We start from the raw sequence: 26,750 nt of genomic DNA, 5'->3' as shown, positions 1-26,750 counted from the left end.
CGCACCCACCACCCAGCGGGTGCCCCGGCCCCGGTCGGGCACCCCGCGCACGGGAAGGCACCCACCACCATGCTCCGTATTCCCAGACGCTGGCTCGCCGCCGCGGCGGTGCCCCTGATCTGCGCCGGCGCCGCCGTCGTGCTGCACCAACCCCAGGCGTACGCCGCCACGACCGCCACCATCGACGGCACCACCAGCTACCAACCGATCGACGGCTTCGGCATCTCGGAGGCGTTCGGCCGGACCAGCGTCATCCGGTCCATGTCCACGACCAACCAGCAGCAGGTGCTCGATCTGCTGTTCAGCCGTAGCACCGGCGCGGGCCTGAGCATCCTGCGCAACGGGATCAGCTCCACCGGCAGCTCCATCCAGCCGACAAACCCGGGCGGCCCGAACGCCACCCCGCGCTACGTCTGGAACGGCGACGACGACGGCCAGGTGTGGCTGTCCAAAAAGGCCCAGGAGTACGGCGTGGACCGCTTCTACGCCAACGCGTGGAGCGCCCCGGGCTACATGAAGACCAACAACGACGAGGCCAACGGCGGCTCGCTGTGCGGCCTACAGGGCGCATCCTGCGGCAGCGGTGACTGGCGCCGGGCATACGCGAACTACCTGATCCAGTACACCAGGTACTACGCCCAGGAGGGCATCCCGATCACCGACCTGGGGTTCACCAACGAGCCCAACTACACCACCGACTACTCGTCGATGCGGTTCACTCCGGCGCAGGCCGCCGAGTTCACCAAGATCATCGGGCCGCTCGCCGGCGCGGCGGGCCTGAAGCTAGCCTGCTGCGACCCGGTGGGCTGGAACGACCAACGCTCCTACGCCTCGGCGATCATGGCTGACTCGGAGGCGAACCGCTGGGTCACCACCCACACCGGCCACCACTACAGCAGCGCGCCCACCTCGCCGCTCTCCGTGGGCGGGAAGCGCACCTGGATGTCCGAGTGGTCCCCCGGCGGCAGCTCCAGCTCGTGGAACACCAACTGGGACGACGGCAGCGGCATCGACGGGTTCACCGTCGCCAACTCCCTGCACACCGCCCTCACCGCGGGCAACGTCAACGGATACGTCTACTGGTACGGGGTGTCCACCAACAACACCCGGGCCTTCATCCAGGGCAACGGCAGCAACTACACCGTGTCCAAGCGGCTCTGGGCGATGGCCGGATACAGCCGCTACATCCGCCCCGGCGCCACCCGGATCGGCGCCAGCTCCCCGGACAGCAACCTGCGCCTCTCGGCGTACCGCAACACCGACGGCTCGGTGGTGGTCGTCGCACTCAACGCCGGCAACAGCGCGCAGTCGACCGCGTTCACGCTGCGCAACAGCGTGACGGGCGGAAGCGCCACCGGATACCTGACCAACAACTCCAACGGCATGACCCCACAGTCGGCCGTCGGGATCAGCAACGGAGCGTTCAACGCCACGGTGCCGGCCCGGTCGATGGTGACCTACCGGATCACCGGCGACACGACGCCACCGCCGACCACCCCGCCGCCGACCACGCCGCCCCCGACCACGCCGCCGCCGACCACCCCGCCGCCCGGCGGGAGCGGGTGTGCCGCCACCTACCAGGTCACCAACAGCTGGCAGGGCGGCTTCCAGGCTGACGTCAGCGTGGCCAACACCGGGGCCAGCACCACCAGCGGCTGGCGGGTGAGCTGGACGCTGCCCAGCGGCCAGAGCATCAGCCAGGCCTGGAACGGGACCCTGACCACCAGCGGCAGCACGGCCACCGTGACCAACGCGAGCTACAACGGCTCACTCGCACCCGGTGCCCGCACCACCTTCGGGTTCATCGCGAACGGCTCACCCGGTTCCCCACCAACGCTGAGCTGCACCAGCACCTGATCCAACTCACGGTGACGCGCGGATGGCGGCCACCGACAAGCCCAGAGACCGCCGTCAAGCGCAACCGGTTCAACGCCCCTCCCCCGGGTAGCAGTCAGGCAGCGACCGAGGGAGAGAAGACGGACATGAAGGCGTTGACCCGGCAGGGCAAGCGGGACGTACGGGTCGAGGAGGTGCCGGACCCCCGAATCGAGGGAGCCGACCGCGATCGGCGGTAACTCGTGTTAGGTGCGGTGGGTGCCGCTCTGCGCCGACGGCTCGGCTGAACTGTTCGGGACTGTTCGGGACTATTCGGGGGCATCGTGCATCGATCAACTCGTCTAGTGTGGTGGGCCGGCAAGCGCTCCGGCGCACCACTATGGGGGAGACGATTGACCATGCGACTGAACCGCAGGAACGCACTCGGGTTGGGGACGGTGGCCACCGCCGGTGTAGTGCTGGGTGCCGCTGCCCCGGCGAGCGCCGCCGAGAGCACCGAGGCCGCCCCGACCACCCCCGCCCGGGCCGCCCGCCGGGTCGCCGCCCTCTTCAGCAAGCACAGCACCGAGGCCGGCGGTAACTGGCAGGCGTACGTCAGCGTGGCCGATCCGGCCGGCCCGCCGGCGGTCGCGGTGGAGGCCGACGCGGACCGGCGGATCGAGGCGTACAGCGTCAACAAGATCGCGGTCGCCACGGCGGTGCTCGACAAGGTCGACCGGGGGCTGCTCACCCTGGACCAGCAGGTCGAGGTGAGCGCGGCGATCGTCGTACCGGGCGGTGACGGCATCTTCAGCCTGGACGGCGCGTATCCGAGCGCAGTGACCATCGGACACGTGCTGGCCAACCTGCTGACCGTCTCGGACGACACGGCGGTTCGGCTGTCCGGGCTGGTCTGCCCGGCCGCCGAGATCAACTCCATCCTGGTCGCCAAGGGCTTCCCGAACACCCAGGTCCAGCCGGTGGCCAACCCCAACCGGTTCTTCCTCGGCACCAGCACCGCGCGCGAGACGCACGACCTGCTGCGCGCCCTGGTCGGCGGCACCCTACTCTCCCCCGCCTCGACGACGTACCTGCTGGGCATCCTGCGTTCCCCGGTGGCGTTCACCGACGGCATCCGGCGCACCATGTCCTCCGACGATCGGGCGCGGATCGCCACCAAGGCCGGCTGGTACGCCGACGCCCGGCACGAGGCCGGCGTGATCTTCGACCGCTCGGGCGCGGCGGTGCTCACCTACGCGCTCTTCGCCGACGGGCAGGCCAACCCGGAGGACTTCGGCGCCACCCACCCGGCGGTGCAGGCACGGGCCGCCATGGGCCCCCGGTTCCTCGCCGCGGTGGACCGGATCGCGGGCGTGGGCAAGACGTTCCGGATCACCGCCCGGCGCCCCAGCAACGGCGGCTAGGCCGCGCCTCGAACCGTCCCGGGTCGGTCGCCGCTGCCGGCGACCGACCCGGCGTGCCGACCAGCGAGGCACAGGCCGGCCCGGGTGACTACCGTGTAGAGCGGACACGGCGGAGGGACGGCAATGGCACGAGTGCAGAGCACGGACGTCAAACGGTCACTCGGACGGCGGATGCGCGGCGCGGCTGGGCTGGCCGCGCTGGTGGGCCTGGCCTGGGTCGCCCGGGACGTCCCCGCGGCGCTCGGTGGCCGGCTCAGCGGGGCCCGGGCCGAACGGGCGGCCCGGTCGCCCCAGTTCCGCGAGGGCACCTTCCACAACCAGGCCGGCACCCGCACGATGGTCGCCGACCCGGGCCGCAACCTGCTCCGCGAGCTGATCTTCGGCAAGCAGAAGCGGCACCCGAGCGCACCCGTGCCGTTGCTGCGCCCCAGCGCACCGCAGGCCGCCGACACCGACGAGCTCAACATCGTCTGGTACGGCCACGCCTCGACGCTGATCGAGATCGAGGGCCGGCGGGTGCTGCTCGACCCGGTGTGGAGCGAGCGGTGCTCCCCCTCGGGCCTGGTCGGCCCCCGCCGGTTGCACGAGCCGCCGGTACGCCTCGACGAACTGCCCCCGCTGGACGCCATCCTGATCTCGCACGACCACTACGACCACCTGGACATGGCCACCGTGCGGGAGCTGCTCGTCGGGCAGTCCGCACCGTTCCTGGTGCCGCTCGGGGTGGGCGCGCACCTGGACCGCTGGGGCGTACCCGCCGAGCGCATCATCGAGCTGGACTGGTCCGAGTCGCACCAGGTCGCCGGGCTGGAGATCACCGCCACCGCCGCCCAGCACTTCTCCGGCCGGGGGCTGCGGCGCGACGGCACGCTCTGGAGCTCGTGGGTGGTGGCCGGGGCCCGACGCAAGGTCTTCTACACCGGCGACTCCGGTTACTTCGACGGGTACGCGGCGATCGGCGCCGAGCACGGGCCGTTCGACGTGACGCTGATGCAGATCGGCGCGTACGACCGGGCCTGGCCGACGATCCACATGTTCCCCGAGGAGGCGGTCGACGCCCACCTCGACCTGCGCGGCGGGCTGTTCTTCCCGGTGCACTGGGCGACGTTCAACCTGGCCCTGCACGACTGGTCCGAGCCGGTCAACCGGCTGTGGGCCGAGGCGAAGGCCCGCGACGTGCGGCTCGCCGTGCCCCGCCCCGGCGAGCGGGTGGTGGTCGACGAGCCGCCCGCCGTCGACGGTTGGTGGCAGGCCATCGCCTGAGTCAGGTCAGAGCACGAACGCGTCGGTCCAGAGGGCACCGGACCGGCCGGAGAGCACGTCCAGCATGGCCACCGCCTGACCGTCGGTGAGCTGCGCGACGAAGTCCACGATGGCCCGCCCCCGGGCTCGACCGATCCGGTCCGGGGTACGCGGGTGCAGCTCCGCCTCGGCCAACTCGACCAGGTCGTGCAGCCGACGTGGCAGTCGGGACTCCTCCTCCGGGTCGAGCAGCCACTCCCAGAGCGCCTCGACCAGGGTGCCCAGCAGCCGGGCCTGGCCGCGCTGGTGCAGGGCGAGATCCGGGCGGGCCAGCACGAACCGGTGGTGCACGAACTTGAGCACCTGCACCTCGTGCCACTGCGCGCAGCCCAGCAGCACATGCCCGGTGCGCACCGACGGTTGGTCGGTCACCGTGATCGCCTCGACGAACCGGGTGGACCAGCGGGCGGAGAACCGCGCCACGTACTGCTCGGCCTCGATCGAGCCGTCGAACGGCATCGCCAGCAGCCCGTCGACCAACTCCTCGCGGACGTGCTCGACGGCGGCGGCGAACGCGTCGTCGTCGGCGACCCAGGCGTCCTTGCGGTGCAGTTGCCGACGCAGCCGCTCGATCGCCGCCCCCGGGCGCCGGGCCGCCGTGGCCAGCGCCGCGTCGGTGATCGCCCGGAGGTGCCCGCTCTCGCGCTGCCAGGCCATCAACTCCGCGGAGACCGAACCCTGTTGGAGCACGCCGACCCGGTAGAAGTCCTCCACGTCGTGGATGGCGTACGCGATGTCGTCGGCGGTGTCCATCACCGACGCCTCCACGGTCTGCTGCCAGTCCGGGATGCGGCCGGCGAACGGCTCCCGGGCCTGCCGCAGGTCGTCGAGCTCGGTCCGGTACGCGCCGAACTTCGACGAGCCGCTCTCCGGGTCGTCCGGTGGCGGGGTGGCTCCCCGCGGCGGTGGGTCCATCGTGCGTGGGTGCGGGTCGGGGTGGTCCAGCCGGGTCCACGGGTATTTCAGCATCGCCGCGCGGACCGCGGCGGTCAGGTCCAACCCGGTGGTGGCCGCGCCGCGGATCTCGGTGCTGGTGACGATCCGGTACGACTGCGCGTTGCCCTCGAAACCGTCGGCGAGGCCGAGGCGCTGACGGGCCAGCCGGTCCAGCACCCGCTCCCCCAGGTGCCCGAACGGCGGGTGGCCGAGGTCGTGGGCGAGCGCTGCGGCCTCCACCACGTCGGGGTCGCAGCCGCCGAGTTTGTCCAGCAGGCCCCGCGAGGGCTCGTCGACGCTCAGCCGCTCGGCGACCGCTCGGGCCACCTGGGCGACCTTGAGACTGTGGGTGAGTCGGTTGTGCACCAGCAGCCCGGAGCCGACCGGGCTGATCACCTGGGTGACACCGCCGAGGCGGGCGAAGAACGGCGAGCCGACGATCCGGTCCCGGTCGGCGCGGAACGGGTTGGCCGTGAGATCGCCGAGGGCCCGGGCGCTGCCGCCGAAGAGCCGCCGGGCGCGCGGCTCCGCAGCAGTTTCCATGATCGCCACGCTAGCGCAGGCCCGACGGGACCGCCGCCAGTCAACGCCGCCGGCCGTGACGGATCAACCCGGCCGGGCGCGGCGACAACGGCTGGGGCCGACCGGCAGAATGCAGGCGTACCCGCTCTTTGAAGGCGGATCGAGTCGAAGGCGGATCGAGATCGTGACCCAGTCTGTTCATCAGCGGATCGCCGACGAGCTCGGCGTGGCCGAGCGTCAGGTGCGGGCGGCCGTGGACCTGCTCGACGGCGGTGCCACCGTGCCGTTCATCGCCCGTTACCGCAAGGAGGCCACCGGCCTGCTCGACGACACGCAGCTGCGCACCCTTGAGGAGCGGCTGCGCTACCTGCGCGAGCTGGACGAACGGCGGGCCGCGGTGCTGGAGTCGATCCGCGGGCAGGGCAAGCTCGACGAGGCCCTCGAGGCCCAGATCATGGCCGCCGACTCGAAGTCCCGGCTGGAGGACATCTACCTCCCGTACAAGCCGAAGCGACGGACCCGGGCGCAGATCGCCCGCGAGGCCGGACTGGCGCCGCTGGCCGAGACGCTGCTGGCCGATCCCAGCCAGGACCCCCGGACCACCGCCGCCGGGTTCGTCGACGCGGAGAAGGGCGTCGCCGACGCCGCCGCGGCGCTGGAGGGCGCACGGGCGATCCTCATCGAGACCTTCGCGGAGGACGCCGACCTGATCGGCACGCTGCGCGAGCAGATGTGGTCGCGGGGGCGCCTGGCTTCCCGGGTACGCGAGGGTCAGGAAACTGCCGGCGCCAAGTTCGCCGACTACTTCGACTTCTCCGAGCCGTACCCGAAGCTGCCCTCGCACCGGATCCTGGCCATGTTCCGGGGCGAGAAGGAGGGCATGCTCGACCTGACCATGGAGTCGGAGGAGGCTGGTCCGGCGGACGCCGTCCCGACCGGCCCGAGCCTGTACGAGGCGGCCATCGCCGGCCGGTTCGGGGTTTCGGACGCCGGCCGTCCGGCCGACCGGTGGCTGGCGGACACGGTCCGTTGGGCGTGGCGTACCCGGATCCTCATCCACCTCGGCGCGGACCTGCGGATGCGGTTGTGGCAGGCGGCCGAGGAGGAGGCGATGCGGGTCTTCGCCACCAACCTGCGTGACCTGCTACTGGCCGCGCCGGCCGGCACCCGGCCCACGATGGGCTTGGACCCGGGCTTGCGGACCGGCGTGAAGGTGGCCGTGGTGGACGCCACCGGCAAGGTGCTCGCCACCGACACCATCTATCCGCACGAGCCGCGTCGGCAGTGGGACGCGTCGGTCGAGACCCTCGCCCGGCTGGCCAGGGCACACGGGGTGGAGCTGATCGCGATCGGCAACGGCACCGCCTCGCGGGAGACCGACAAACTGGCCGGCGACCTGATCACGCGGCATCCGCAGCTCAACCTGACCAAGGTGATGGTCTCCGAGGCCGGCGCGTCGGTCTACTCCGCCTCCGCGTACGCCTCGCAGGAGTTGCCCGGGATGGATGTGTCGCTGCGCGGCGCGGTCTCCATCGCCCGGCGGCTCCAGGACCCGCTCGCCGAGCTGGTCAAGATCGACCCGCGGTCGATCGGGGTCGGCCAGTACCAGCACGACCTGTCCGAGGTGAAGCTGTCCCGGTCGCTGGACGCGGTCGTGGAGGACTGCGTCAACGCGGTCGGGGTGGACGTCAACACCGCCTCGGCGCCGCTGCTGACCCGGGTTTCCGGGATCGGTGCCGGGCTGGCCGAGAACATCGTGCTGCACCGGGACGCCAACGGGCCGTTCCGGTCGCGTACCGAGCTGAAGAAGGTGGCTCGGCTCGGCCCCAAGGCGTTCGAGCAGTGCGCCGGCTTCCTGCGGATCCCCGACGGCGACGACCCGCTGGACTCCTCCAGCGTGCACCCCGAGGCGTACCCGGTGGTGCGCCGCATCCTCTCCAGCACCGGGCAGGACCTGCGCTCGGTGATCGGTAAGAGCGGAATCCTGCGCGGGCTGCGGGCCACCGACTTCGTCGACGACCGGTTCGGTCTGCCCACCGTCACCGACATCCTCGCCGAGTTGGAGAAGCCGGGCCGTGACCCCCGGCCGGAGTTCCGCACCGCCACCTTCGTCGAGGGCGTGGAGAAGATCGGTGACCTGACGCCCGGCATGGTGCTGGAGGGTGTGGTCACCAACGTGGCCGCGTTCGGCGCGTTCGTGGACGTCGGGGTGCACCAGGACGGTCTGGTGCACGTCTCGGCGATGTCCCGCACCTTCGTCAAGGACCCCCGCGAGGTGGTGAAGTCCGGTGACGTGGTCAAGGTCCGGGTGCTCGACGTGGACGTACCCCGTAAGCGCATCTCACTGACCCTGCGCCTGGAGGACGAGCCGGCCGCTGGCGACGCCGGCCGGACCGGCCAGGAGGGGCGCGGCGGCCCGGCGCAGCGCGGACCGCAGGGCGGTCGCGGCGGACCGGCTGATCGCGGCAGTGGGCAGAGCGGTCGCGGCGGGCAGCGCGGTCGGGGCGGACAGGAGGGCGGTCGCGGCGGACAGGGCGGTCGTGGTGGCGGCCAGCAGCGGCAGAGCCCGCCGCCACCGGCCAACGACGCGATGGCGGACGCCCTACGCCGCGCCGGACTGGCCTGACCGCCTGGCCGGGTGGTCCACGGGCACTGTCGAGCTGCCCCGCCCCTGGGGCCATGCACGCCGCAAACCTCGCCGGGGGGACCGCACGCCCGCATCGGTCTGACGCCCTTTGCTCTGCTTCGCCGGGCGCAACACCACCTATGCGGTTGCAGCGCCGGGCTGAGGGCTCGACCACCGGGCCATGAGGCCGCGTGATCGTCACCACCGTTCAGATCTTGGACAGTTTCCGTACACGGATAACGGAAACTGTCCAAGATCTGCGGTCGCGAACGTGGTGACGCGCTGGTGCATGGCCGATTCTGGCGGAGCGCGCTGCGTGACAGCCCCGACAGGCGCAGCGTGACAGCGCCGACAGGCGAACCGCGCGGTACACGCTGCGGGCCGTACTTGAGTGAACCTGTTCGCGTACCGTCGGCGTCGTGATTGAGCAGGACGGCCGGGAGTGGCGGGACCAGCAGCGGCAGGCGGTGCGGGCACACGCCGCCGAGGACGCGCGGCGGCGGGCCGCCGAGCACGCCGAGGCGGCGGACCTGGTGGCCTGGTTCGTGGCCGAGGCGACCCGGCGCGGGCTGCGCACCACCCGGCTGGTCGCGCGGGGCTACGACGGGCGCGGGCGCTACCGCACCCGGTTGAACGGCTGGTACGTCGACCGGGCCGAGACGCGGGCAGTGGACGTGGACGGCCGGTTCCATCTGCTGACCGTGCCGGGCGGCCTGCGAGCCCGACTGTTCGGCGTCGACCCGCAGGCCAGCCCGGCACCGCTGGTCGTCGGGGCGGGTGGCCGCGACGGCGAGTCCATCCCGTTGCGCACTCTGCTCACCCGGCTGCTGGACGACGGGTCCGGCGAGCCAGGTTCCACCACCAGGCCTGCTGCACCAGGAGCGTGAGCAGCCCGGCGAGGACGATCGCACACAGGTTGATCACGAGCTGGAGTGCCGAGCCGCCCGCCTCGTCCCACACTCCGTAGGCAGCGGCCACGGCCACGTTCGCCGCGGCCGGCACCGTGGTCACCGAGATGAGCACCCCGACCCCGGATCATTTCGGAGCGGTCAAAGCACGGCAAAGGGGGGGCTTTAGTCCCGACAAAGGCGAACCCGTCGTCATTCTGCTTCGTTGAGCCTCCCGGGGACAGGCGGAGGCGACACCGCCGACGCCGAGCCGTCGGGAGGCGGCAGCCATTGGGCAGATCCGGGGGGAGCAATGAGCAGTCAAGCGAGGATCTCGGGCTTGACCGATGCCCACTCACCACCCGATGACCGCTGCCCCGATGTCTACTTCACGCGAGGCTACGGTGCGGCAGCCGCCAAGGCGGAGAATGCCACCTGGCGCATGACGCACTGCGGGGACGTCGTCCTGGCCCCCTTCCTTCAGCGACGCATCGACGAGCAGTGGTCCGACGGGATCAGTCCATACGGATATGCCGGCATCCATGTCGGGCCGTCGTGCAGCCGGCACGACGTGGAAAGAGCTTGGTCGCAGTTCGTCGATTGTTGGCGTGCGGCCGGCCTCGTCTCGCTCTTTCTTCGATTCTCACCGCTCGACACTCGCTCGGCAGAGTTCACCAAAGAGCTGCCAGGGCTGAACTTCTCATGGCAGGGTGAAAGTGTCATCGTGCCCGTGCACCACGGTCCCGATGCCGTCTGGAAGCAGCTCGACGGGCGCGCTCGAACCGCTATTCGGAAGGCTGAGCGGACGGGCTTGACCGCTGAGGTCCGCTATGTCGACCCCGCCGACCTGGCCCCCCGCAGCAGCTTTCGTCGACTGTATGAGCAGACCATGACACGAATTGGCAGCGACACAAGATACTTCTTCACCGATGCCTATTATCAGGCGCTGCTCGACGGCCTCGGCAAGAATTTGCTCGTGGCCGAGGTGCGAGACGAGATCGGAGCGCCGATCGCGTCGGCGTTGGTCATGCGACACCTGGAGCTGGCCCATTATCACCTTGCCGGGTCCACTGCCGAGGCTGGCCGACGAGGCGCAAACAATCTCCTGGTCTGGTCGATTCTCCGCTGGTCCGCCGAGAACGGATGCCAGCGGGTTCACCTCGGCGGCGGCATTAGCGCCCGAGACGACGACAGGCTGCTGATGTTCAAACGCTCGTTCGGCGGCAGCAGAGCGCCCTTTTGGACGGCCTCCCTCGTCATCGACGAAGGCGCATATGAGCTGCTGGTGGAAAAGGCGGCTGGCCGACGGGGGCGGGCCGCATCAACCCTGCACGCCTCTGGTTGGTTTCCGGCCTACCGCTACGCCTCAACCGAGGACGACACCGAAACGGTGCCACCGCTCTGACCTGACACGTACGAAAGCAACGACGATGGCTAAGGCGAAGGCATGTCGATAAGTGCGCAACACCGGGTAAAGCGCTTGCTGGACATAGTGCTCGCCCTGCTGATCCTGATCCTGTCTCTACCGGTGCTGGCGACCGCCATGCTGCTGGTCCGGATCCAACTGGGCGCGCCAGTCCTGTTCGTACAGGAACGCAGTGGACGCTGGCAGAAACCCGTTTGGATCTTCAAGATACGCACGATGTCCGACGAACGTGACGCTGCTGGCAATCTGCTGCCTGACGGGCTCCGGTGTGGCCCGGTCGGTCGTCTGCTACGTCGCCTGAGCATCGATGAGCTGCCCCAGTTGGTCAACGTCCTCAGGGGCGATCTCAGCCTGGCAGGTCCACGACCGCTCCTTTCTCGGTACGACGCCTGGTACACCGATCGGGAACGGCGACGCTTCGACATGCGTCCGGGGCTCACGGGGCTCGCGCAGGTCCATGGACGCAACAGCGTCGCCTGGGACGAACGCCTGGCACTCGATGTGCAGTACGTCGAACAGTGGAGCCTGTGGATGGATCTGCGAATTCTCGTCGCGACGGTCGCCATGGTTCTCTCCGGAAGGGGCGTGGCGGTCGACCCCAGTGCCGAAATGCTCGACCTGGACAAGGAACGAGCGCTGATGTGGCTCCCGTCCTGACCGCCGTCGCCGTCGACACGCTCGACAACCCCGACGATCCGGCCCTCGTCGAGGCGACCGACCTGCTGGCGTCGTCCGTTCCCGAAGCATGTCGCGGACTGGTCGCGTATCACGCCGGCGGCTACAGGTCGTTCCTGGCCGCGGCGCTGACGCCTGCGGCGGACGCTCGCACGGTGATTCTACGCGCCGTGCGCGGTCCAACCGGCCTGCGGGCCGTGGCCGACTGGCGACTGCTGCCCGGGCACCTGCTCCTCAACGGGATCGCGGTGCGCGGTGACGAGCGCGGGCAGGGCCTGGGCAGCCGCCTGCTCCGTGACGGACGTGAGCTGGCCGTACGGCTGGGCTGCCCGGGACTGCTGCTCGACGTGTCCCTCGACAACCCGGCCGCTCACCGGCTGTACCTGCGCCACGGCTTCACGGAGCTGACCCACTCCAGGTGGTGCGACGTCGTCGGCCCGAGGGCTTCGACTCCGGTCTCCCTCCGGCTTGTGAACTGGCCGACCTTCGCCGCGCACCACACCGCGTACGGCTTCGGTGACCTCACCGTCCGCACCGCCATCGAGGAGATCAACGTGAGGGTGATCGGCACGGCCCTCCGTGTCCCGGGCGCGCCCACCGCCGCGGCCCTCGCCACCGCCATCGGTCCGCTGATCAAGATTGACCGCTGCTTCTCCGCAGCGACTCTTACCGATGGGCGTCCGGCAGACACCGGCCCGGAACTGGCACGATTCGTCAGAATGCAGTGTGAGCTCCCGGCACCACCGCGTCTGGGCCAGCCGTAGCCTCGCCAAGAGACACGCCGGAAGGCGCTTCAATACCGACAAAAGCACCCTTTGCTAGCGAAGATGTCGAAACTCTCCGCAGATTGAATCGTTGAGCGGTGCGTAGGCGACCGACCTGCTGCGAGGAGTTCCTCATGCCCATGCGTGCGCCCATCTACCTGTCCCCTCCCGATGTGGGACCGGCCGAGGAGGCTGCTGTCCTGCGCGCGCTGCGCAGCGGCTGGGCGACGCCGTTCGGTCCGGAGGTGGACGCCTTCGAGCAGGAGGTCGCCCAGCGGGTCGGGGTGCCGTACGCCCTGGCCCTCAACTCGGGCACCGCTGCCCTGCACCTCGGCCTGCTCTCCTGCGGCGTTGGTCCGGGACAGATCGTGCTGGTGCCGACCGTGACGTTCGTGGCGACCGCCAACGCCGTGCTCTACACCGGCGCCACCCCGGTCTTCGTCGACTGCGACCCGGCCACCGGCAATGTGGACGTCGGCCTGCTGAGTGAGGTGGTCGCCGACCTGCGCCGGGCTGGACGACGGATCGGCGCGGTGATGCCGGTCGACATGTTCGGTTCCTGCGTCGACTACGACCCGCTGCTGGACCTCTGCCGGGAGGCGGAGCTGCACCTTGTCGAGGATTCGGCGGAGGCGCTGGGGTCGACGTACCGGGGGCGCTGCGCGGGCTCCTTCGGAGACGCCGGCGTGCTCTCCTTCAGCCACAACAAGATGATCACGACCTCGGGCGGTGGAATGCTGCTCTCCCATGACGAGCAGGTGATCACCCGGGCTCGCCACCGCGCCAACCAGGCCCGCATTCCGGCCCAGCACCACGAGCACGACGAGATGGGCTTCAACTACCGGTTGAGCAACGTCCTGGCCGCGTTCGGTCGGGCCCAACTGAGTCGGCTGGACGAGATGACCGCCCGCCGGCGTCGAATTCGGGAGCACTATTCGAAGCTGTTCGCCTCGGTCGACGGCGTCGAGGTGCTGGCCGAGAGTGACCCGGGTAGCAACTGCTGGCTCACCGTCATCACGGTGGACCCGAAGCTCAGCGGGTGGCAGGCCGCAGACCTGGCCCATCACCTCGCTCAGGCCGACATCGAGACCCGGCCGGCCTGGAAGCCGATGCACCGGCAACCCTTGTTCGCCGCTGCCGAGGCACGCCTCACCGGCGCCGCGGATCGGCTCTTCGCCCGAGGACTGACCCTGCCCAGCGGATCGTCACTCGACGATACGCAGATCGACCGGATCACCGGCGACATTCACAGCTTTCTGCACCAACACTCGTGAGCACAGAGGACCGGGATCGGTGGCCCGCCCTGTCGGCCAGAAAGGCGCAGCCGTACGCGGGCCTTGTCCTGGCGTGCTGCCGGGGCACCGGTCGACAGGAGGAACGTGATGAGTGACCTCGATCAAGGCGATCAGGCGCCGGAAAGCGCGGCATCTGGTCCCGCCCGACGGCCGCAGGGGTCGGCCTCCGGGGTGAAGTGGGACCGGCCTGACCGGGTCACGCTGGTGAGCCAGTGGTTCCCTCCCGAGCCCGCAGCCCTCGCCCAACGCCTGACCACGTCGCTGCGCCAGCAGGGTTTCGTCACCGATGTGCTCACCGGCGTGCCGAACTACCCGAGGGGCACCGTGTACGACGGCTACTCGGCGCGGCGCCGCAGCGTCGAGGTGCACGACGGGATGCGTGTTCTCCGCACACCGCTCTACCCGAGCCACGACCGGTCGGCGTTCGGCCGGACCGTGAACTACGCGAGTTGGGCAGCATCCTCCTCGCTGCTCGGCGCCAGCGCACTGCGGGACGCGGACGTGGCTCTGGTGTATTCCTCGCCGGTGACCGCCACCTCGGCGGCGATGATGGCGAAACTGCGCTGGCGGACGCCGTACGTGACGATGGTGATCGACCTGTGGCCGGACAACGTGTTCGCGACCGGCTTCCTCACCGAGGGGCCAACCCGGCGTGTCGCCGAGGCGGTGCTCAACCGCTTCACCGACCGGACCTACCGGTGGGCCGATCATGTGACGGTTCCTACGCCAGGGCTACGGGACATCGTCATCGACCGGGGAGTGCCGGCCGAGAAGGTGTCACTGGTCTACCTCTGGGCCGACGAGAAGATCATGCAGCCGACCGAGCCGGAGCTTGGCCTGCGGAGCCGCCTGGGTCTGACAAACGACGACTTCCTGCTGATGTACGGGGGCAACCTGGGCGCGGCACAGCGACTCGACGTCGTGGTCGACGCGATGGCGCGGCTGCAGGACCTGCCGGACGTCCATCTCGTCCTGGCCGGCGACGGTGTGGAGAAGGACAGCTTGGTCACCCGGGCGGAGCGCAATCGGCTGGGCAACGTCCACTTTCTCGACGCAGTCCCGCCCGATCGCATGGCTGCCCGCATGGCCGCCGCCGACCTCAATCTGATCTCCCTGGCGGACGAGCCGCTGTTCCGGATCACCCTGCCCAGCAAGACCCAGTCCATCCTCGCCTGCGGTCAGCCCATGCTCGCCTTCGCGCCCGGTGACGTGGGGCGCATCGCGCGCGACGCCGAGGCCGGCTTCGCCGCCCCGCCGGGCGACGCCGAGGCCCTGGCCGCGGTCATCCGGTCAGCCAGGGCCACGCCACGGCACCGACTTCGGGCCATGGGCGAGGCGGGACGCCAGTATTACCTGACCCACATGAGTGAGGCGAGCAATGCCCCGCTCCTCGCCGATCTGCTGACCCAGGCGGCCCGACGGGGCAGGAACGCGCGTGGGAACAGGAGACCGTGATGGTCCGAGGCGGTCGTCGACCCGGGACTCGCTGGTCGCCTCCTGCACAAACCTGCTGAACGGGCTGTTGAACGCCGCACTGCTCGCGTTCAGCGCACATCACGGCCAGACGGACGAGATCGCGACGTACGTCGCTGTCTCGGCGGCCCTGGCCCTGGTGGCCATCGCCGTGGCCGGTGGCTCACCTCTGCTCTACATCAGCGGGGATGCCGAGCAACGCCGGGCGGTGCGGAGCCAGTGGGTCTTCGTGACAGTGCCGTGCATGATGCTCGGCACTGTCGCCATCGGATCCTTTTACAGCCGTTCCGGCTACGGGTGGCCGGCCATGCTGTCGATCGCGTTGGTGGCCATTGGCAACCACCACGCCAACTTCCAGCTCGCGGATCTGGCGCGCGAGCTGCGGTTCGTCAGCATCGCGGTGGCCGCCTGCGGGTGCAAGGTCCCGGCTCTGGTGATGGTCGCCCTCGGGGGGCAACTCAGCAGCGCACTGCTGACCGCGGCGGTCATCCAGTTCCTGGCCGCCGAAGCGTTCCTCGGCAGACGATCCTGGCTGCGCCCCCGTTTCCTGGCCGAGTTGTCGCCACGGCACGCCTTCTCTGCGTTTCGGATGAACCGCCATCTGTTCACGTACAGCATCGCCGAATACTGGGGTGCCCGGATGACGGCGGTCCTGCTGTCGCTGCTGGTCACCCCACAGGTGATGGGGGCGTTCGGCGCGGTGCTCAGCGTGTACCAGGCGCAGGCCAGCGTGCTGACCGCCGCGCTGCGGGTGTCGTTGGTCGGACGGGTACGGCACCGGCAGGGCCTCGGGGACGCCGGCAACGGTCGGCAGGGAGAAGTGGTTGCCATCGCCGGTGCGGTGACGATCACGGTGGTGAGCATCCTCGCCGCCCCGTGGATCGTCGACGACCTGCTCCGGCTTCCCCCGGACGGCCCGGCGTTGTGGCTGATCCTCCTGGCCGCCGCCCTTCCCTTCATGACGATTGTCCGGGCGGTGACGCTGAATCAGATCGGAGACGCGAGTTACCGACAGGCGACCCGGATCATGGTGCTGAACGCCGCGCTGATCACCCCGGTGGCTCTCGCGGCAGTGCCACTGGCAGGTGCGACCGGAGCGGCCAGCGCGACCCTCGCCGCCGAGGTGCTCACCGGTGCGGTACTCGGCCTGGCCCTGCTACGCCGGCAGGGCCGGCTGTCCGCCGTGTTCCTGGGGCCGGCTGGCGGAGGTCTGCCCGCGGTTCCCGCATCGGAGCCGGCCCCGCCGGGGAAGATCAGCACCTCATCAGGGCCGGGCGTGTTCCGCGGCTGACCAGCGGGCAAGCCAGCAGCCCGGCAGGGGATGCGGCCACGTCCGAGGCGTCCGTCGTACCGATCATTTCGGCACCGCCGCAAACGGCCGGGTTCGGTCGTGGCGACCGAACCCGGCACGGGTGTCTGCGGAGGCACCGGCGGATCAGTGCCGGATGCCGGCCCAGTCGTGATGCCGGCGCACGGTGGAGAGGATGAAGTCGACCACCCGGCGTGAGGTGTCGGGGACCTGGTAGTCGGCCGGGCATGGAACGCCATCCGCCGCGACCTGGTCGACCACCACCCGGATCGCCTCCAGTACGCCGTCCGGGTCCAGCCCGGTCATCACGATGCCGCCGGCGTCCAGCGCCTCCGGGCGTTCGATCGAGTCGCGCAGGGTCACCGCCGGGAACCCGAGGATGGCCGACTCCTCGCTGATGGTGCCGCTGTCGGAGAGGGTGCACCGGGCCCGGGTCTGCAGCCGCACGTAGTCGAGCAGCCCGAACGGCTCGTGGAAGGTGATGCCGTCGAGTGCGAGCGCGTCGTCGGCCAGCGCCTCCAGCCGCTTTCGCGTGCGGGGGTGTGTCGACACCAGCACCGGTAGCCCCCAGGTGTCCCGGACCGCCCGCAGGCAGTCCAGCATCCGGCGCAGCCGGTCTGGTCGGTCGACGTTCTCCTCCCGGTGGGCGCTGACGACAAAGTAGTCGCCGGCGGTGAGCCCGAGCTGGTCGAGGATCGTCGACCGTTCGACGCCTTCCCGGTAGTGCTCCAGCACCTCCCGCATCGGGGAGCCGGTGTGCAGGATCCGACGCGGATGCAGCCCTTCGGCCAGCAGATTGCGCCGGGCATGCTCGGTGTAGACCAGATTGAAGTCGGCGACGTGGTCGACCATCCGCCGGTTGGTCTCCTCAGGCACATTGAGGTCGAAGCAGCGGTTGCCAGCCTCCATGTGGTAGACCGGCACCCGCATGCGGCGGGCCATCAGCGCGGCGATGCAGCTGTTGGTGTCGCCGAGCACCAGCAGGGCGTCCGGGCGCAGCTCCTCGATCGCCTGCTCCATGCCGATGAGCACTCCGCCGAGCACCCGGCCGAGTGAGGAGGTGTCCACATGGAGGAAACGGTCCGGTTGGCGCAGCCGCAGCTCGGTGAAGAAGACGTCCGACAGCGACCGGTCCCAGTTCTGGCCGGTGTGGACGAGGACGTGGTCCACGGTCCGGTCGAGGCGGTCCAGCACCCGGGCCAGCCGGATGATCTCCGGCCGGGTGCCGACCACCGTCATCACCCTGGTCATGTCAGCTCCTCCGTCACGCCACCACCGCCGGGACCGACTGCTCCGCCGTTACCCGCTCCGCATAGGTGTCGGGGCGGTCGGGGTCGAACAGCTCGTTGACCCAGAAGAGCGTGAAAAGTTCGTCCGACCCGGTGTTGACGATCTTGTGCGCCCACATGGTCGGCATGTCCACCACCACGGGTTCATCCCCGCTGACCTGGAACCGCACCACCGTGTCCTCGCTGACCCGACGCAGGCTGATCTCGGCGCTGCCACGCAGCACCACGAACCGCTCCACCTTTGCCAGGTGGAAGTGTTCACCCCGGGCGATGCCGGGACGGGTGGTGGAACAGAACGTCTGCCCGGCCGTTCCGTGCGCCCGTACCGCCTCGACCAGCTCACCGCGTGCATCGGCGTGCCTGGGCAGCGGTAGCGGGTAGTGCGCCGGGAAGCACTGCGAACGGTAGGTGTTGAACAGGCGCACGTCGTGTCGGTCGACCAGTTGCGGGATCTCGCCGTTGCGGTAGATGTCGGCGAAGCCGGTCAACCGGTTGGCGAGTTCGCGTACGCCGATCCGCAGCATCGGCATCGACGGGTCCCACGAGCCGTCCGCCGGGATCCCGAGCAGCCGGGCAGCGGCGTCGGTGACGTTCACCAGCTCCATCTGCCGGTCCTCGTGCACCTGCGGGGTCCGCCCCTCGGCGAGCAGCCGGCAGAACGTGGCCACCACCGAGTTGTAGTGCGGCCGACCATGCTCGCCGTACAGGTTCGGCAGCAGTACGTCGATCAGGTCGGGCCGGGCCGCCGCGAGGGTGGCCGCGGCGACAGCCTTCGCATCGCCGTACGGGGTGCCGTTGCCCGCCTGCACCGAGTTGGCGAAGACGACCGCGCCCGGCGGTGTGACGCACCGGCGCAGCCCGCGGGCCAATGCGGCGGCGACGTCGACGTTCGCGGTGGCCACCTCGACCGGATCACCCCGGTTGACCCCGGCCAGGTGCAACACCCGGTCGACGCCGTCCAGCCGGGCGGCGAGCGCCGTCTCGTCGACCAGATCCCCTCGGCTGATCACCACCGGCTCGGGCCAACCGAGTGCCCGGGCCAGGACGCGCACGTGCCAACCGAGGAAACCCCCGGCGCCGGTGACCGCGATCCTCAGCACGACAGCACCGGATCGCGCAGGGCCAGCTCGGCCCGGATCTCGGGCAGCGTCTGCAGCAGCTCCACGACCTGCGGTACGTCCAGACGCCGCGCGTTGGCGGAGTTGAACTCCTCAGCCGGCGCCTCGCCCAGCCCTCCCTCGGAGACGTAGAGCGCGTAGTTGAGGTCCCGGGCGTCGACCGGCACCCGGTAGAACTCGCCGAAGTCCTCGGCCTGCGTCAACTCCTCGCGGCTCGCGAGGGTCTCGTGGTGCTTCTCACCATGCCGCACGCCGATGGTCTCGATCTTCGACGGCGCGTCGAAGAGTTCGCACACCGCCGTGGCGAGGTCCCCGACGGTGCTCGCCGCGGCCTTGCGGATGAAGATGTCCCCGGGCCGGGCGTGCTGGAACGCGTGCTCGACCAGGTCGACGGAGTCGACCAGGGACATGAGGAACCGGGTCATCGTCGGGTCGGTCACCGTCGGGGCGCGCCCGGCCTTGATCTGCTCCACGAAGAGCGGGATCACCGAGCCGCGGGAGTACATCACGTTGCCGTACCGGACGCAGGAGACGACGGTGCGGCTGCGCGGGTTGTTCCGGGCGTACGCCTGGGCCACCTTCTCCATCAGCGCCTTACTCATCCCCATCGCGTTGATCGGGTGCACGGCCTTGTCCGTGCTGAGCACCACGACCGAGCCGACCCCGTTGCGCTCGGCCGCCTCGATGACGTTGCTGCTGCCCAGGATGTTGGTGCGCACCGCTTCCAGCGGGAAGAACTCGCAGGAAGGCACCTGCTTCAGGGCGGCGGCGTGGAAGACGTAGTCGACGTCGCGGGTGGCTCGAAGCACCGAGTCGGCGTCCCGGGTGTCGCCGACCAGGTAGCGCACCCGATCGTCGCCGAGCTGCCGCCGCATGGCGTCCTGCTTGGCCTCGTCCCGGCTCAACACCCGAACCTCGCCGACGTCGCCGTCGAGCAGGCGACGGGCCATCGTCCGACCGAAGGATCCGGTACCGCCGGTGATCAAGACCCGGCAACCGGCAGGTACAGCGCTCACAAGCACTCCGTTCATTTATGACAAGCCCGGCAGTGAGGTGGCCGGACACACTCGTTCGGGTCAACGAGCAATCAACCCAAGGGGTCGTGGGAAATTTTGCATTTCGGACAATCAGCCACGATCGGAACTGCCGGCGGTGGCGCGAGACCGGGAGTCGCGGCCGGTCACGGCCTGCCGCGTTGTCGACCCGGGATCGGCGGACCTGTCGGTGAGCCCGCCCAGGAAGTCCCGCATCCGTTGGCCCTGCACGGCGCGGTTGCGGGTCGCGACGACGAAGTCACGTCCCGCCGCCCCGAGAGCCGCAGCCTCGCCCGCCGGCATGTCGAGCACCCGCTCGATCGCCGCGCGCAGCCCCTCGGCCGTATCTGTCGCCGCCTGGACGAGGTACGGCCGGTAATCGGCTGGGATGCTCGGCAAACTCGTCGTCACGACCGGCACGCCGATCGCCAGGTATTCGATGATCTTTGATGGGAACGAGTAGGGGACGAAGTACTGGTCGACGGGGCGGGGATTGACCAGCACCGCCGCGCCCGCCAGGCGTTGGCCGAGCCGGGACCGGTCGATCAGGTCCGGTGGGGCGATCCGGGGGTCGGCCATCGCCTGGTCCCGGAGCCACGGCTCGAGTTCACCGCGGCCGAAGATGGACAGCCGCAGGTCGGGGTCAGACAGCCCACGGAATGCCTCCACCAGGCGGTCGACACCGTAGGAGCGGCTCAGCCCACCGGCATAGATGATCTCCCGGGTACGGCCGCGGGCCGGCGTGCCGACGACCTGTGGTGGGGTGCAGATGCCCTCCATGATGAGACTCGGACGGCCGGGGGCGAAGTCCTCGGCGAGCGGGCGCGTCAGGGCAATCACCCCTGAGCAGCGCCGGAGAGCCGCCCGGACCAGCGCCACGTCGAGCCCCCGCAGCAGCCGCATCGCACGTCCCTCACCCGGCCGTCCCACTCCTGGGGGGTCCGTCAGGATCGGCACCACCGGGATCTTGCGCCGGCGGGCCAGTGCCCACCCACACCAGAGGAAAGGCGTGTGCACGCCGTGGACCAGGAGGACGTCGATCGGGTCCCGTCGGGTCGATCGGCCACCGTGCCACCAGGCAGAAAAAAACCGGCTGAGGTGCTTGATGCCCAGGACGTTCAGGAAGCCCAGTTGCTGGCCGTCTATCCCGTCGTGGTGGAAACGGTCGGCGCGGAACCGGATCCGACGATTGCGCGGGTAGTTCGACACCGGCGCGGCGGAGAGCAGGCGTACGGTGCAACCGGCGTCGCGCAGGCCGTTGACCACGGCCCACGCGAAGGTGTGGGTCTGTGTGGCGTGGGTGGCGTCGCCGGTCATCACCCGGCTCAGCACGTCATCGGGCAGGGTGAAACCGAGCAGCGCGACCCGCAGGATCCGATCGTCGGACATGGCGTCACTCCCCCGGGGTCCGGCGGTGCGTCGACCGCCTCGCAGCAATAACCCTCGGCGACGCCCGATGGTTATGCAGGCGAGACCGTTGGGCCAATCAGGAATGTCAGACCTTTTCCATTTTGACGGGTTGCAGGCCTTATGGTGGTTTGACTGCAGCCGCCAGGAAGGGCGACGAATGCTGGACAGGACGAGGACCGTGGCGACGCTTGCGACCGCCCCGGGACGGCTCAGGTGACCGCGGTCCTGCCCGATCGGCCAGGGCGCCACGCTCTCACGCCCTCCTTGGCTGGGGCCCGGACCGCCAGACTCCATGCGGGCGGGGCGGCGCCCGCGCCCAGGGACCGATCCCTGTCGGCACGCCACGTTCCCGGGCTCGCGCTCGTCTGCGCGATCGCCTTCTGCACGCAATGGGCCACCAGCACCACGAACCGCTATGGTGCGGCGGCCGCGCTGGTGGCCATCCTGGTGAGTTGCCGGGCTCCTCGACTCCGTGCACCCGATCTGCTGGCCGCCGCCACGGGGGTGTGGGTCTGCGTCACGCTGCTCTGGGCGGCGGACCTCGACGCCGCGATCCGCATGGCCTATCTGTACGGGGCGGCCTGTGCCATGTTCATCGCCGTCCGTCACGTCGTCCGCACCCGAGCCGCGTTCTTCGCCGTCGGCTACGCCTTCCTGGCCGGCTGCGTCTGCACAGCCCTCAAGCTGATCAACAACCCCATCCCCAACTCGCTGAAGGCTCGCGACTCCGTGATGGACTTTTCGATCCGCTACGGCGTCGAGGGGGTCAACTACAACTACACGGCGTACAGTCTCGCGGCTGGCGTCGCACTCGCCGGTGTGCTGATCCTGCTGGGTCCCTCGACGAAGGTCGAGCGGCTGTGCATCATCGCGGCGGCTGCCGTCCTGTTCTGGGGAGTGCTCCTCACCGGGACGAGGGGAGCGCTGATCGCGATACTGGTCGGCGCCACCTACCTGCTGCTGAGCACGGTGGCGGTGCGGTTGGCGCGGGCGTTGGCTGTCGTCATCGTGCCCATCGTCCTCATCGCGGTGCCGCTCGGCTTCTACCGGGTGCTCTCCTCCGAGATGCTCTGGCTCGACGGCGCCTTTGCCGGCCGGGAAACCGGGGACCTGTCCGGGAGGCTGTACATCTGGCCGTACGCGTTGTCGTCCTGGGCCGAGTCACCACTGCTCGGCATCGGTCCCGGCATGCTGACCGCCACGGGCGATCTCGGGGTGGGAGCGCACGATCTCCTGTTGAGCTTGGGCAACGACCTGGGGCTGGTCGGGGTCGTTCTCTACGCCGGGATGCTCACGTTCGCGCTGGCCGGCCCCTTCCGGCATGCCTCTCCCGTCTGCTCCCGCGTGGCGGGAGTCTTGCTGGTCAGCCAGACACCGATCTGGCTGACCGGCCACTGGGAGGTCTCACCGGTGTGCTTCGTGGCCCTCGCGCTCGTGTCCGTCGCGCCCGTGGCGTTACGGCCTCCGACAACTCACAGCGGCCGGACAACGGTGCCGCGGCCCACCGCACAGGCCCTAGTGGCCGGCGAGCACGTGACCGGACATCCAGGACACGGTCTGCTCGAGACCGGTGCGCAGCGGCACCGGCCACACCGAGGGAAACAGCTCCCGTAGCCGGGCGCAGTCGGCCTGCGAGTCCCGCACGTCGCCGGGGCGTGGCGGCTCGTGCACCACGGGCAACGGCCGGCCCAGGATGTCCTCCAGCTCGGCGATCAGGTCGAGCAGCGAGATCCGCGCGCCGAAGGCCAGGTTGACCACGTCGGTGGTGGACACCCGGCGGACGATGGCGTCGACGAGCACCGACGTGACGCTGCCGACGAAGGTGAAGTCACGGGTCTGCCGGCCGTCGCCGTGCACCCGCAGCGGCTCACCGGTGAGCGCGGCGGTGATGAACCGGGGCAACACCGCGGCGTACGCGTGGTGCGCCGCCTGCCGGGGCCCGAAGACGTTGAAGAAGCGGAACGGCAACACGGCCAGGTCGTAGCAGGAGGCGTAGGCGACCGCGTACGCCTCGGCGGCCAGCTTGGAGACCGCGTACGGGGAGACCGGGACGGGGCGCAACGCCTCCTGCCGGGGCAGCACCGGATTGGCGCCGTAGACCGACGAGGACGACGAGAGAAGCACCTGCTGGACGCCGTGCCTGCGGGCCGCCTCCAGCACCATCAGCGTCCCGGTGGCGTTGGCGTGGTGGCTGGGCAGCGGTCGGTCGATGGAGCGCGGCACCGAACCGAGGGCAGCCAGGTGCACCACGCTGGCCGCACCGGCAAACGCCTCGTCCAGCAGGTCCGGGTCGAGCACGGTGCCCTGGTGCAGCCGGACCGGCTGGCCGTGCAGGTTGTCCAACAGGCCGGTGGAGAGGTCGTCGACGACCACGATCTCGCTCACCCGTGGGGCCGCGTCCAGCGCCCGCACCAGATTGGCGCCGATGAAACCGGCACCCCCGGTCACCACTACCTTCAACGTGTCTCCCTGCTCGGTCCGGCCTCCGAGCGGGCGGGCGGCGCGAATGCCCGCCCGACGGCACGGTGACAGCGACCGCCCAGCGGCCACCAGTGGGACAACGAGCGCCGGTCCCGCACGTCACGCGAGACGGCCGTCGCGCCGCGACACCTGCGCCAGGCGGCGGGTAGCTGCGTCACCCTCACTCGTTGATGATGCGCTGGTAGACCCGGTCGAGGGCGCCGAGCATGACATCGAGGCTGTAGCCCTCAGCTACCACCTTGCGGCCCAACTCGCCCAGGTGGCGCCGTTCGGCGGGATCGTTCAGCAGCGGCGAGAGCGCCCGGGCCAGGGCGTCCGGATCACCCCCCGGCACCAGCCGACCGCCGCCCGAACGCAGCACCTCGACGTTGCCGCCCACCGCCGACGCGACGACCGGCAGCCCGTGTGCCATCGCCTCCAGCAGCGCGTTGGAGAGGTTCTCGTGCAGGGTCGGAAAGACGAAGACGTCCGCCGCGGCGAGCAGGTCGGGCACGTCGAGTCGGTTGCCGAGCAGACGCACCTCGACCCCGTCGACCCCGGCCAGGACCGCCGCGACCGCGTCCCGGTCGGGTCCCTCACCGGCGACCAGCAGCACCCGGCGGACGGTGGACGGTGGCAGCCGGCGCAGCGCGTCGGCGAGGACGCCGTAGCCCTTCTCCCAGGTCAGCCGGGACACCGCGATCATGGCCACGTCGTCGGGGCGCAGGCGCAGCTCGGCGCGGACCCGATCCCGGGACGCGCGGGGATGCGCCGGCAGCGGCACCCCGTTGGGGATCACCCCGACGAACCTCCCGCCCAGGCCGCTGAGGAAACTCCGGCCGGCGGCGTACTCGCAGACGGTGCCGACGTGGCTGGCCAGCCGCAGCGTCGCGGGCTCGGCACCGTGCACGAGCAGCCGGTGCCGCCACGGTCGGCCGGGCTGACGCAGGTCGCGTACCGTGCCGTGCACGGTCACCAGGACCCGGGGGCAGCCGGCGAGGCGGGCCGCGAGCACACCGTGCAGGCCCTCGTTCTGCAATCCCCGTACGTGCACCAGGGCGGGTCGGACCCGCCGAAGCATGCGCACCCACTCCCGCAGCAGCGGCACGTTCAGGCTTCCGTTGCCCGCGCTCTGGTGCATTCGGACGAACTCGTACCGGTCGGCCAGGGACGAGGCGAGCACCCGCTGCACGGCGGTCAACGGGCCGTTGGCGCCGGGGGTGCCAGCGGAGTGCTGCACCACCACCGGCCGGGTCACCGCGCGACTCCGACCGACTCCGGGCGGCGCGGGCTGTCGCGCACGGTGAAAGGCTGCATGACCCCTCATTCCAACGGCAGCTTGGCGACGAGCCGATCCGGGTGCACCGACCGGCACCACGGTTGCTAACTGCGGCATCAGCGGCGAGGTGACGCGACGCCGCAGGGTTGCGCGCTCACGTGCCCACGGCGGCCGCGATCCCAGCGTGTCGGCCGGACGCCGATTTTGCTCCGGCCACCGCGCGTCGGTAGCCGAAGACGGCGGCCGGCAACACCGTCAGCGCGTACGTACCAGCCGAGACCAACGCCACGCCGGACAGACCCACCCGAGCGGCCAGCACGATCTTCAGGGGTACGGCCAGCAGCAGGCAGGCCGCCCAACCGACGAACTGGGGGCCGAGCAGACCGATGCTGTTCTGCACCATGAACAACGGCGCCGCGACGGCCAGCAGCACCGACCAGACGGCGAGCGCGGCGAGCAGGGTGCGGGGCACCGGCGCAAGATCGGTTGAGCGCACCCAGAGTCGCAGCACGTCGTTGCCGACGAGCACGAGCGCAGCCCCCGGCAGGGCGACCACGGCGGCGGACAGGTAGACCATCCGGGGCGTCGTGCGCTGCACCCAGGCCAGATCACCACGCGCCAACGCCTCGCCGTTGGCTGGCCACAGCGGCAGGTTCACCAGTGTGATGAAGAGCGTCAGCAGGGCGAACAGTCGCAGGACGACCGCGTAGGTCGCCGCTGCGGGTAGGCCGAGAACCCGGCTGATCAGAAAGCCGTCGAGGTTGAGCACCACAGAGGAGAGCACCGAGAGCAGGAAGAACCGGGCGCCCAGCCAGAGCAGCCCCCGGGCCACCGCCACCCGTACGTGCCGGAGGCGGGGCCGCAGCTCCCGTTCCTGCCAACCGAAGTAGCAGACGGCGTTGGCGAGGTTGACCGCCGGAACCGCGAGCACGGCGGCGGCAATGACCAGCAACGGGTCGGCCCGGGCGGTGACCGCCACGTAGACCAGGGCGACCGAGACCAGACTGCCGCCGGCCTGCCAGAGGTTGCTCTGGGCCACCTGCTGCTGGGCGTACTGGACGCGCTGGATCAGGGCGAGGGGGATGTTGGCCAGAAACGCGCCGAAGCAGAGCAGCACCACCGGGCGGGCATCGCGGACGACGGCCGGGTCCGCCGCGTTCAGCAGCGCCGGCCACGGCACCCGCGGCAGGGTCGTCGCCAGAAGGACGAGCAGCAGTACGGACACCGCGCCGAGCAGTGCGTAGGCGCTGGAGACCTCCCGGGCAGCCGCCCGCCGTTCGCCGGTGCCGCGCAGCCTGGCCAGTCGGGTCAGCAGCCCGTTGCCGAGCCCGAAGTCCGCGAAGAGCGCCATGCCGGTGAGCGAGGTGACCGCCATCCAGAGGCCGTACCGCTCGGCCCCCAGGTTGTGAAACGCCAGCGGGGTGATCAGTAGGGGCGCGGCCAACCCGACCGTCTTGCCGGCCAGAGAGGACACGATTCCGCTGGCGAGCACCCGGCTCCGGGACTTCCGCGCCCCGGGCGGGAAGGCCCGGGATGATCGTCGCCTGGCCGGACCGGCGCGGTGCGACCGCGGCGTGCCAGTGACCGCCCGATGCCGCCCGATGGTCGATGTCGGCTCGGTCTCTTCGACAGCCCCGTGACGGGCCGGCATCAGACCCGCCGGGGCGCTGACCGGCAGAGCCTCGCCGGCTCATCGATCGCGTTGT

Annotated in this window: 21 protein-coding genes; 12 read left to right on the top strand and 9 right to left on the bottom strand. The window is 70.4% G+C overall.

The genetic code is table 11. The features are described 5' to 3' along the window. Positions 1–69 precede the first annotated feature (69 nt). The 3 genes from OG811_RS20900 (at position 70) to OG811_RS20890 (ending at position 4,502) form a co-directional block, all read left to right on the top strand. Positions 70–1,857: a cellulose binding domain-containing protein gene (locus OG811_RS20900; protein ID WP_406068059.1), complete on the top strand. Its 1,788-nt coding sequence runs from the start codon at positions 70–72 to the stop codon at positions 1,855–1,857. Between the two features lie 377 nt (positions 1,858–2,234). Beyond that, entirely contained in the window at positions 2,235–3,239 is a 1,005-nt protein-coding gene (locus tag OG811_RS20895; RefSeq protein WP_406068058.1) for a serine hydrolase, read from the top strand. Between the two features lie 123 nt (positions 3,240–3,362). Further along, positions 3,363–4,502 (top strand): MBL fold metallo-hydrolase, encoded by a 1,140-nt coding sequence (locus OG811_RS20890; RefSeq protein WP_406068057.1) that lies wholly within the window; start codon positions 3,363–3,365, stop codon positions 4,500–4,502. Between the two features lie 6 nt (positions 4,503–4,508). On the opposite strand, the gene OG811_RS20885 is transcribed toward OG811_RS20890, so the two are convergent. Further along, the gene (locus tag OG811_RS20885; protein WP_406068056.1) at positions 4,509–6,020 is read right to left on the bottom strand and encodes a deoxyguanosinetriphosphate triphosphohydrolase family protein; all 1,512 of its coding nucleotides are present in this window, start codon (positions 6,018–6,020) and stop codon (positions 4,509–4,511) included. A gap of 109 nt (positions 6,021–6,129) precedes the next feature. Between OG811_RS20885 and OG811_RS20880 the strand changes: the two genes are divergently transcribed. Together OG811_RS20880 and OG811_RS20875 are read left to right on the top strand one after the other, a co-directional pair. Continuing rightward, positions 6,130–8,625: a Tex family protein gene (locus OG811_RS20880; RefSeq protein WP_406075832.1), complete on the top strand. Its 2,496-nt coding sequence runs from the start codon at positions 6,130–6,132 to the stop codon at positions 8,623–8,625. 419 nt (positions 8,626–9,044) lie between these two features. After that, positions 9,045–9,512, top strand: coding sequence for a hypothetical protein (locus OG811_RS20875; RefSeq protein WP_406068055.1), 468 nt, complete (start codon positions 9,045–9,047; stop codon positions 9,510–9,512). Here the strand turns inward: OG811_RS20875 and OG811_RS20870 are convergent. Next, entirely contained in the window at positions 9,442–9,603 is a 162-nt protein-coding gene (locus OG811_RS20870; protein ID WP_406075830.1) for a hypothetical protein, read from the bottom strand. The genes OG811_RS20875 and OG811_RS20870 overlap by 71 nt on opposite strands. 249 nt (positions 9,604–9,852) lie before the next feature. On the opposite strand from OG811_RS20870, the gene OG811_RS20865 reads away from it, so the two are divergent. The 6 genes from OG811_RS20865 (at position 9,853) to OG811_RS20840 (ending at position 16,436) form a co-directional block, all read left to right on the top strand. After that, positions 9,853–10,917, top strand: coding sequence for a GNAT family N-acetyltransferase (locus OG811_RS20865; protein ID WP_406068053.1), 1,065 nt, complete (start codon positions 9,853–9,855; stop codon positions 10,915–10,917). Positions 10,918–10,959: 42 nt separating this feature from the next. Beyond that, positions 10,960–11,595 (top strand): sugar transferase, encoded by a 636-nt coding sequence (locus tag OG811_RS20860; protein ID WP_406068051.1) that lies wholly within the window; start codon positions 10,960–10,962, stop codon positions 11,593–11,595. Beyond that, a complete protein-coding gene (locus OG811_RS20855) occupies positions 11,580–12,377 on the top strand; it encodes a GNAT family N-acetyltransferase (RefSeq protein ID WP_406068050.1) in 798 nt (265 codons plus the stop codon). Before OG811_RS20860 ends, OG811_RS20855 begins: the two co-directional genes overlap by 16 nt. A gap of 134 nt (positions 12,378–12,511) precedes the next feature. Continuing rightward, complete coding sequence (locus OG811_RS20850) at positions 12,512–13,651, top strand: DegT/DnrJ/EryC1/StrS family aminotransferase (protein ID WP_406068049.1); 1,140 nt, start codon at positions 12,512–12,514, stop codon at positions 13,649–13,651. Positions 13,652–13,759: 108 nt separating this feature from the next. Then, positions 13,760–15,127 (top strand): glycosyltransferase family 4 protein, encoded by a 1,368-nt coding sequence (locus OG811_RS20845; protein ID WP_406068048.1) that lies wholly within the window; start codon positions 13,760–13,762, stop codon positions 15,125–15,127. After that, the gene (locus OG811_RS20840; RefSeq protein WP_406068047.1) at positions 15,108–16,436 is read left to right on the top strand and encodes a hypothetical protein; all 1,329 of its coding nucleotides are present in this window, start codon (positions 15,108–15,110) and stop codon (positions 16,434–16,436) included. Before OG811_RS20845 ends, OG811_RS20840 begins: the two co-directional genes overlap by 20 nt. Before the next feature lie 144 nt (positions 16,437–16,580). Here the strand turns inward: OG811_RS20840 and wecB are convergent, their stop codons facing one another. The 4 genes from wecB to OG811_RS20820 all read right to left on the bottom strand — a co-directional run bounded on the left by wecB (position 16,581) and on the right by OG811_RS20820 (position 21,284). Next, positions 16,581–17,705: a non-hydrolyzing UDP-N-acetylglucosamine 2-epimerase gene (gene wecB / locus OG811_RS20835; RefSeq protein ID WP_406068045.1), complete on the bottom strand. Its 1,125-nt coding sequence runs from the start codon at positions 17,703–17,705 to the stop codon at positions 16,581–16,583. A 13-nt stretch (positions 17,706–17,718) separates the two neighbouring features. Continuing rightward, complete coding sequence (locus OG811_RS20830) at positions 17,719–18,843, bottom strand: NAD-dependent epimerase/dehydratase family protein (RefSeq protein ID WP_406068043.1); 1,125 nt, start codon at positions 18,841–18,843, stop codon at positions 17,719–17,721. Beyond that, a complete protein-coding gene (locus OG811_RS20825) occupies positions 18,837–19,892 on the bottom strand; it encodes a polysaccharide biosynthesis protein (protein WP_406068042.1) in 1,056 nt (351 codons plus the stop codon). Before OG811_RS20825 ends, OG811_RS20830 begins: the two co-directional genes overlap by 7 nt. Positions 19,893–19,988: 96 nt before the next feature. Beyond that, positions 19,989–21,284: a glycosyltransferase gene (locus OG811_RS20820; protein ID WP_406068040.1), complete on the bottom strand. Its 1,296-nt coding sequence runs from the start codon at positions 21,282–21,284 to the stop codon at positions 19,989–19,991. A 456-nt stretch (positions 21,285–21,740) separates the two neighbouring features. On the opposite strand from OG811_RS20820, the gene OG811_RS20815 reads away from it, so the two are divergent. Continuing rightward, on the top strand, positions 21,741–22,919 hold the full coding sequence (locus OG811_RS20815) for an O-antigen ligase family protein (protein WP_406068039.1): 1,179 nt from the start codon (positions 21,741–21,743) through the stop codon (positions 22,917–22,919). Here the strand turns inward: OG811_RS20815 and OG811_RS20810 are convergent. The 3 genes from OG811_RS20810 to OG811_RS20800 form a co-directional block, all read right to left on the bottom strand. Continuing rightward, positions 22,821–23,756: an NAD-dependent epimerase/dehydratase family protein gene (locus tag OG811_RS20810; RefSeq protein ID WP_406075828.1), complete on the bottom strand. Its 936-nt coding sequence runs from the start codon at positions 23,754–23,756 to the stop codon at positions 22,821–22,823. The genes OG811_RS20815 and OG811_RS20810 overlap by 99 nt on opposite strands. 190 nt (positions 23,757–23,946) lie before the next feature. Continuing rightward, a complete protein-coding gene (locus tag OG811_RS20805; RefSeq protein ID WP_406068038.1) occupies positions 23,947–25,023 on the bottom strand; it encodes a glycosyltransferase family 4 protein in 1,077 nt (358 codons plus the stop codon). A gap of 175 nt (positions 25,024–25,198) precedes the next feature. Continuing rightward, entirely contained in the window at positions 25,199–26,536 is a 1,338-nt protein-coding gene (locus OG811_RS20800; RefSeq protein WP_406068036.1) for a lipopolysaccharide biosynthesis protein, read from the bottom strand. Between the last annotated feature and the right edge of the window lie 214 nt (positions 26,537–26,750).

It is taken from the genome of Micromonospora sp. NBC_01638 (assembly GCF_045209745.1).
GTDB lineage: Bacteria > Actinomycetota > Actinomycetes > Mycobacteriales > Micromonosporaceae > Micromonospora.
Note: the sequence above shows the minus strand (reverse complement) of the source record. Positions and strands in the feature narration are given on the sequence as shown.

What these genes read in the sequence shown, in the direction of transcription:
- OG811_RS20900 (WP_406068059.1), top strand. Translation starts at nt 70, where the DNA reads ATGCTCCGTATTCCCAGACGCTGGCTCGCCGCCGCGGCGGTGCCCCTG.
- OG811_RS20895 (WP_406068058.1), top strand. Translation starts at nt 2,235, where the DNA reads ATGCGACTGAACCGCAGGAACGCACTCGGGTTGGGGACGGTGGCCACC.
- OG811_RS20890 (WP_406068057.1), top strand. Translation starts at nt 3,363, where the DNA reads ATGGCACGAGTGCAGAGCACGGACGTCAAACGGTCACTCGGACGGCGG.
- OG811_RS20885 (WP_406068056.1), bottom strand. Translation starts at nt 6,020, where the DNA reads ATGGAAACTGCTGCGGAGCCGCGCGCCCGGCGGCTCTTCGGCGGCAGC.
- OG811_RS20880 (WP_406075832.1), top strand. Translation starts at nt 6,130, where the DNA reads ATGCAGGCGTACCCGCTCTTTGAAGGCGGATCGAGTCGAAGGCGGATC.
- OG811_RS20860 (WP_406068051.1), top strand. Translation starts at nt 10,960, where the DNA reads ATGTCGATAAGTGCGCAACACCGGGTAAAGCGCTTGCTGGACATAGTG.
- OG811_RS20850 (WP_406068049.1), top strand. Translation starts at nt 12,512, where the DNA reads ATGCCCATGCGTGCGCCCATCTACCTGTCCCCTCCCGATGTGGGACCG.
- OG811_RS20845 (WP_406068048.1), top strand. Translation starts at nt 13,760, where the DNA reads ATGAGTGACCTCGATCAAGGCGATCAGGCGCCGGAAAGCGCGGCATCT.
- wecB (WP_406068045.1), bottom strand. Translation starts at nt 17,705, where the DNA reads ATGACCAGGGTGATGACGGTGGTCGGCACCCGGCCGGAGATCATCCGG.
- OG811_RS20825 (WP_406068042.1), bottom strand. Translation starts at nt 19,892, where the DNA reads ATGAACGGAGTGCTTGTGAGCGCTGTACCTGCCGGTTGCCGGGTCTTG.
- OG811_RS20820 (WP_406068040.1), bottom strand. Translation starts at nt 21,284, where the DNA reads ATGTCCGACGATCGGATCCTGCGGGTCGCGCTGCTCGGTTTCACCCTG.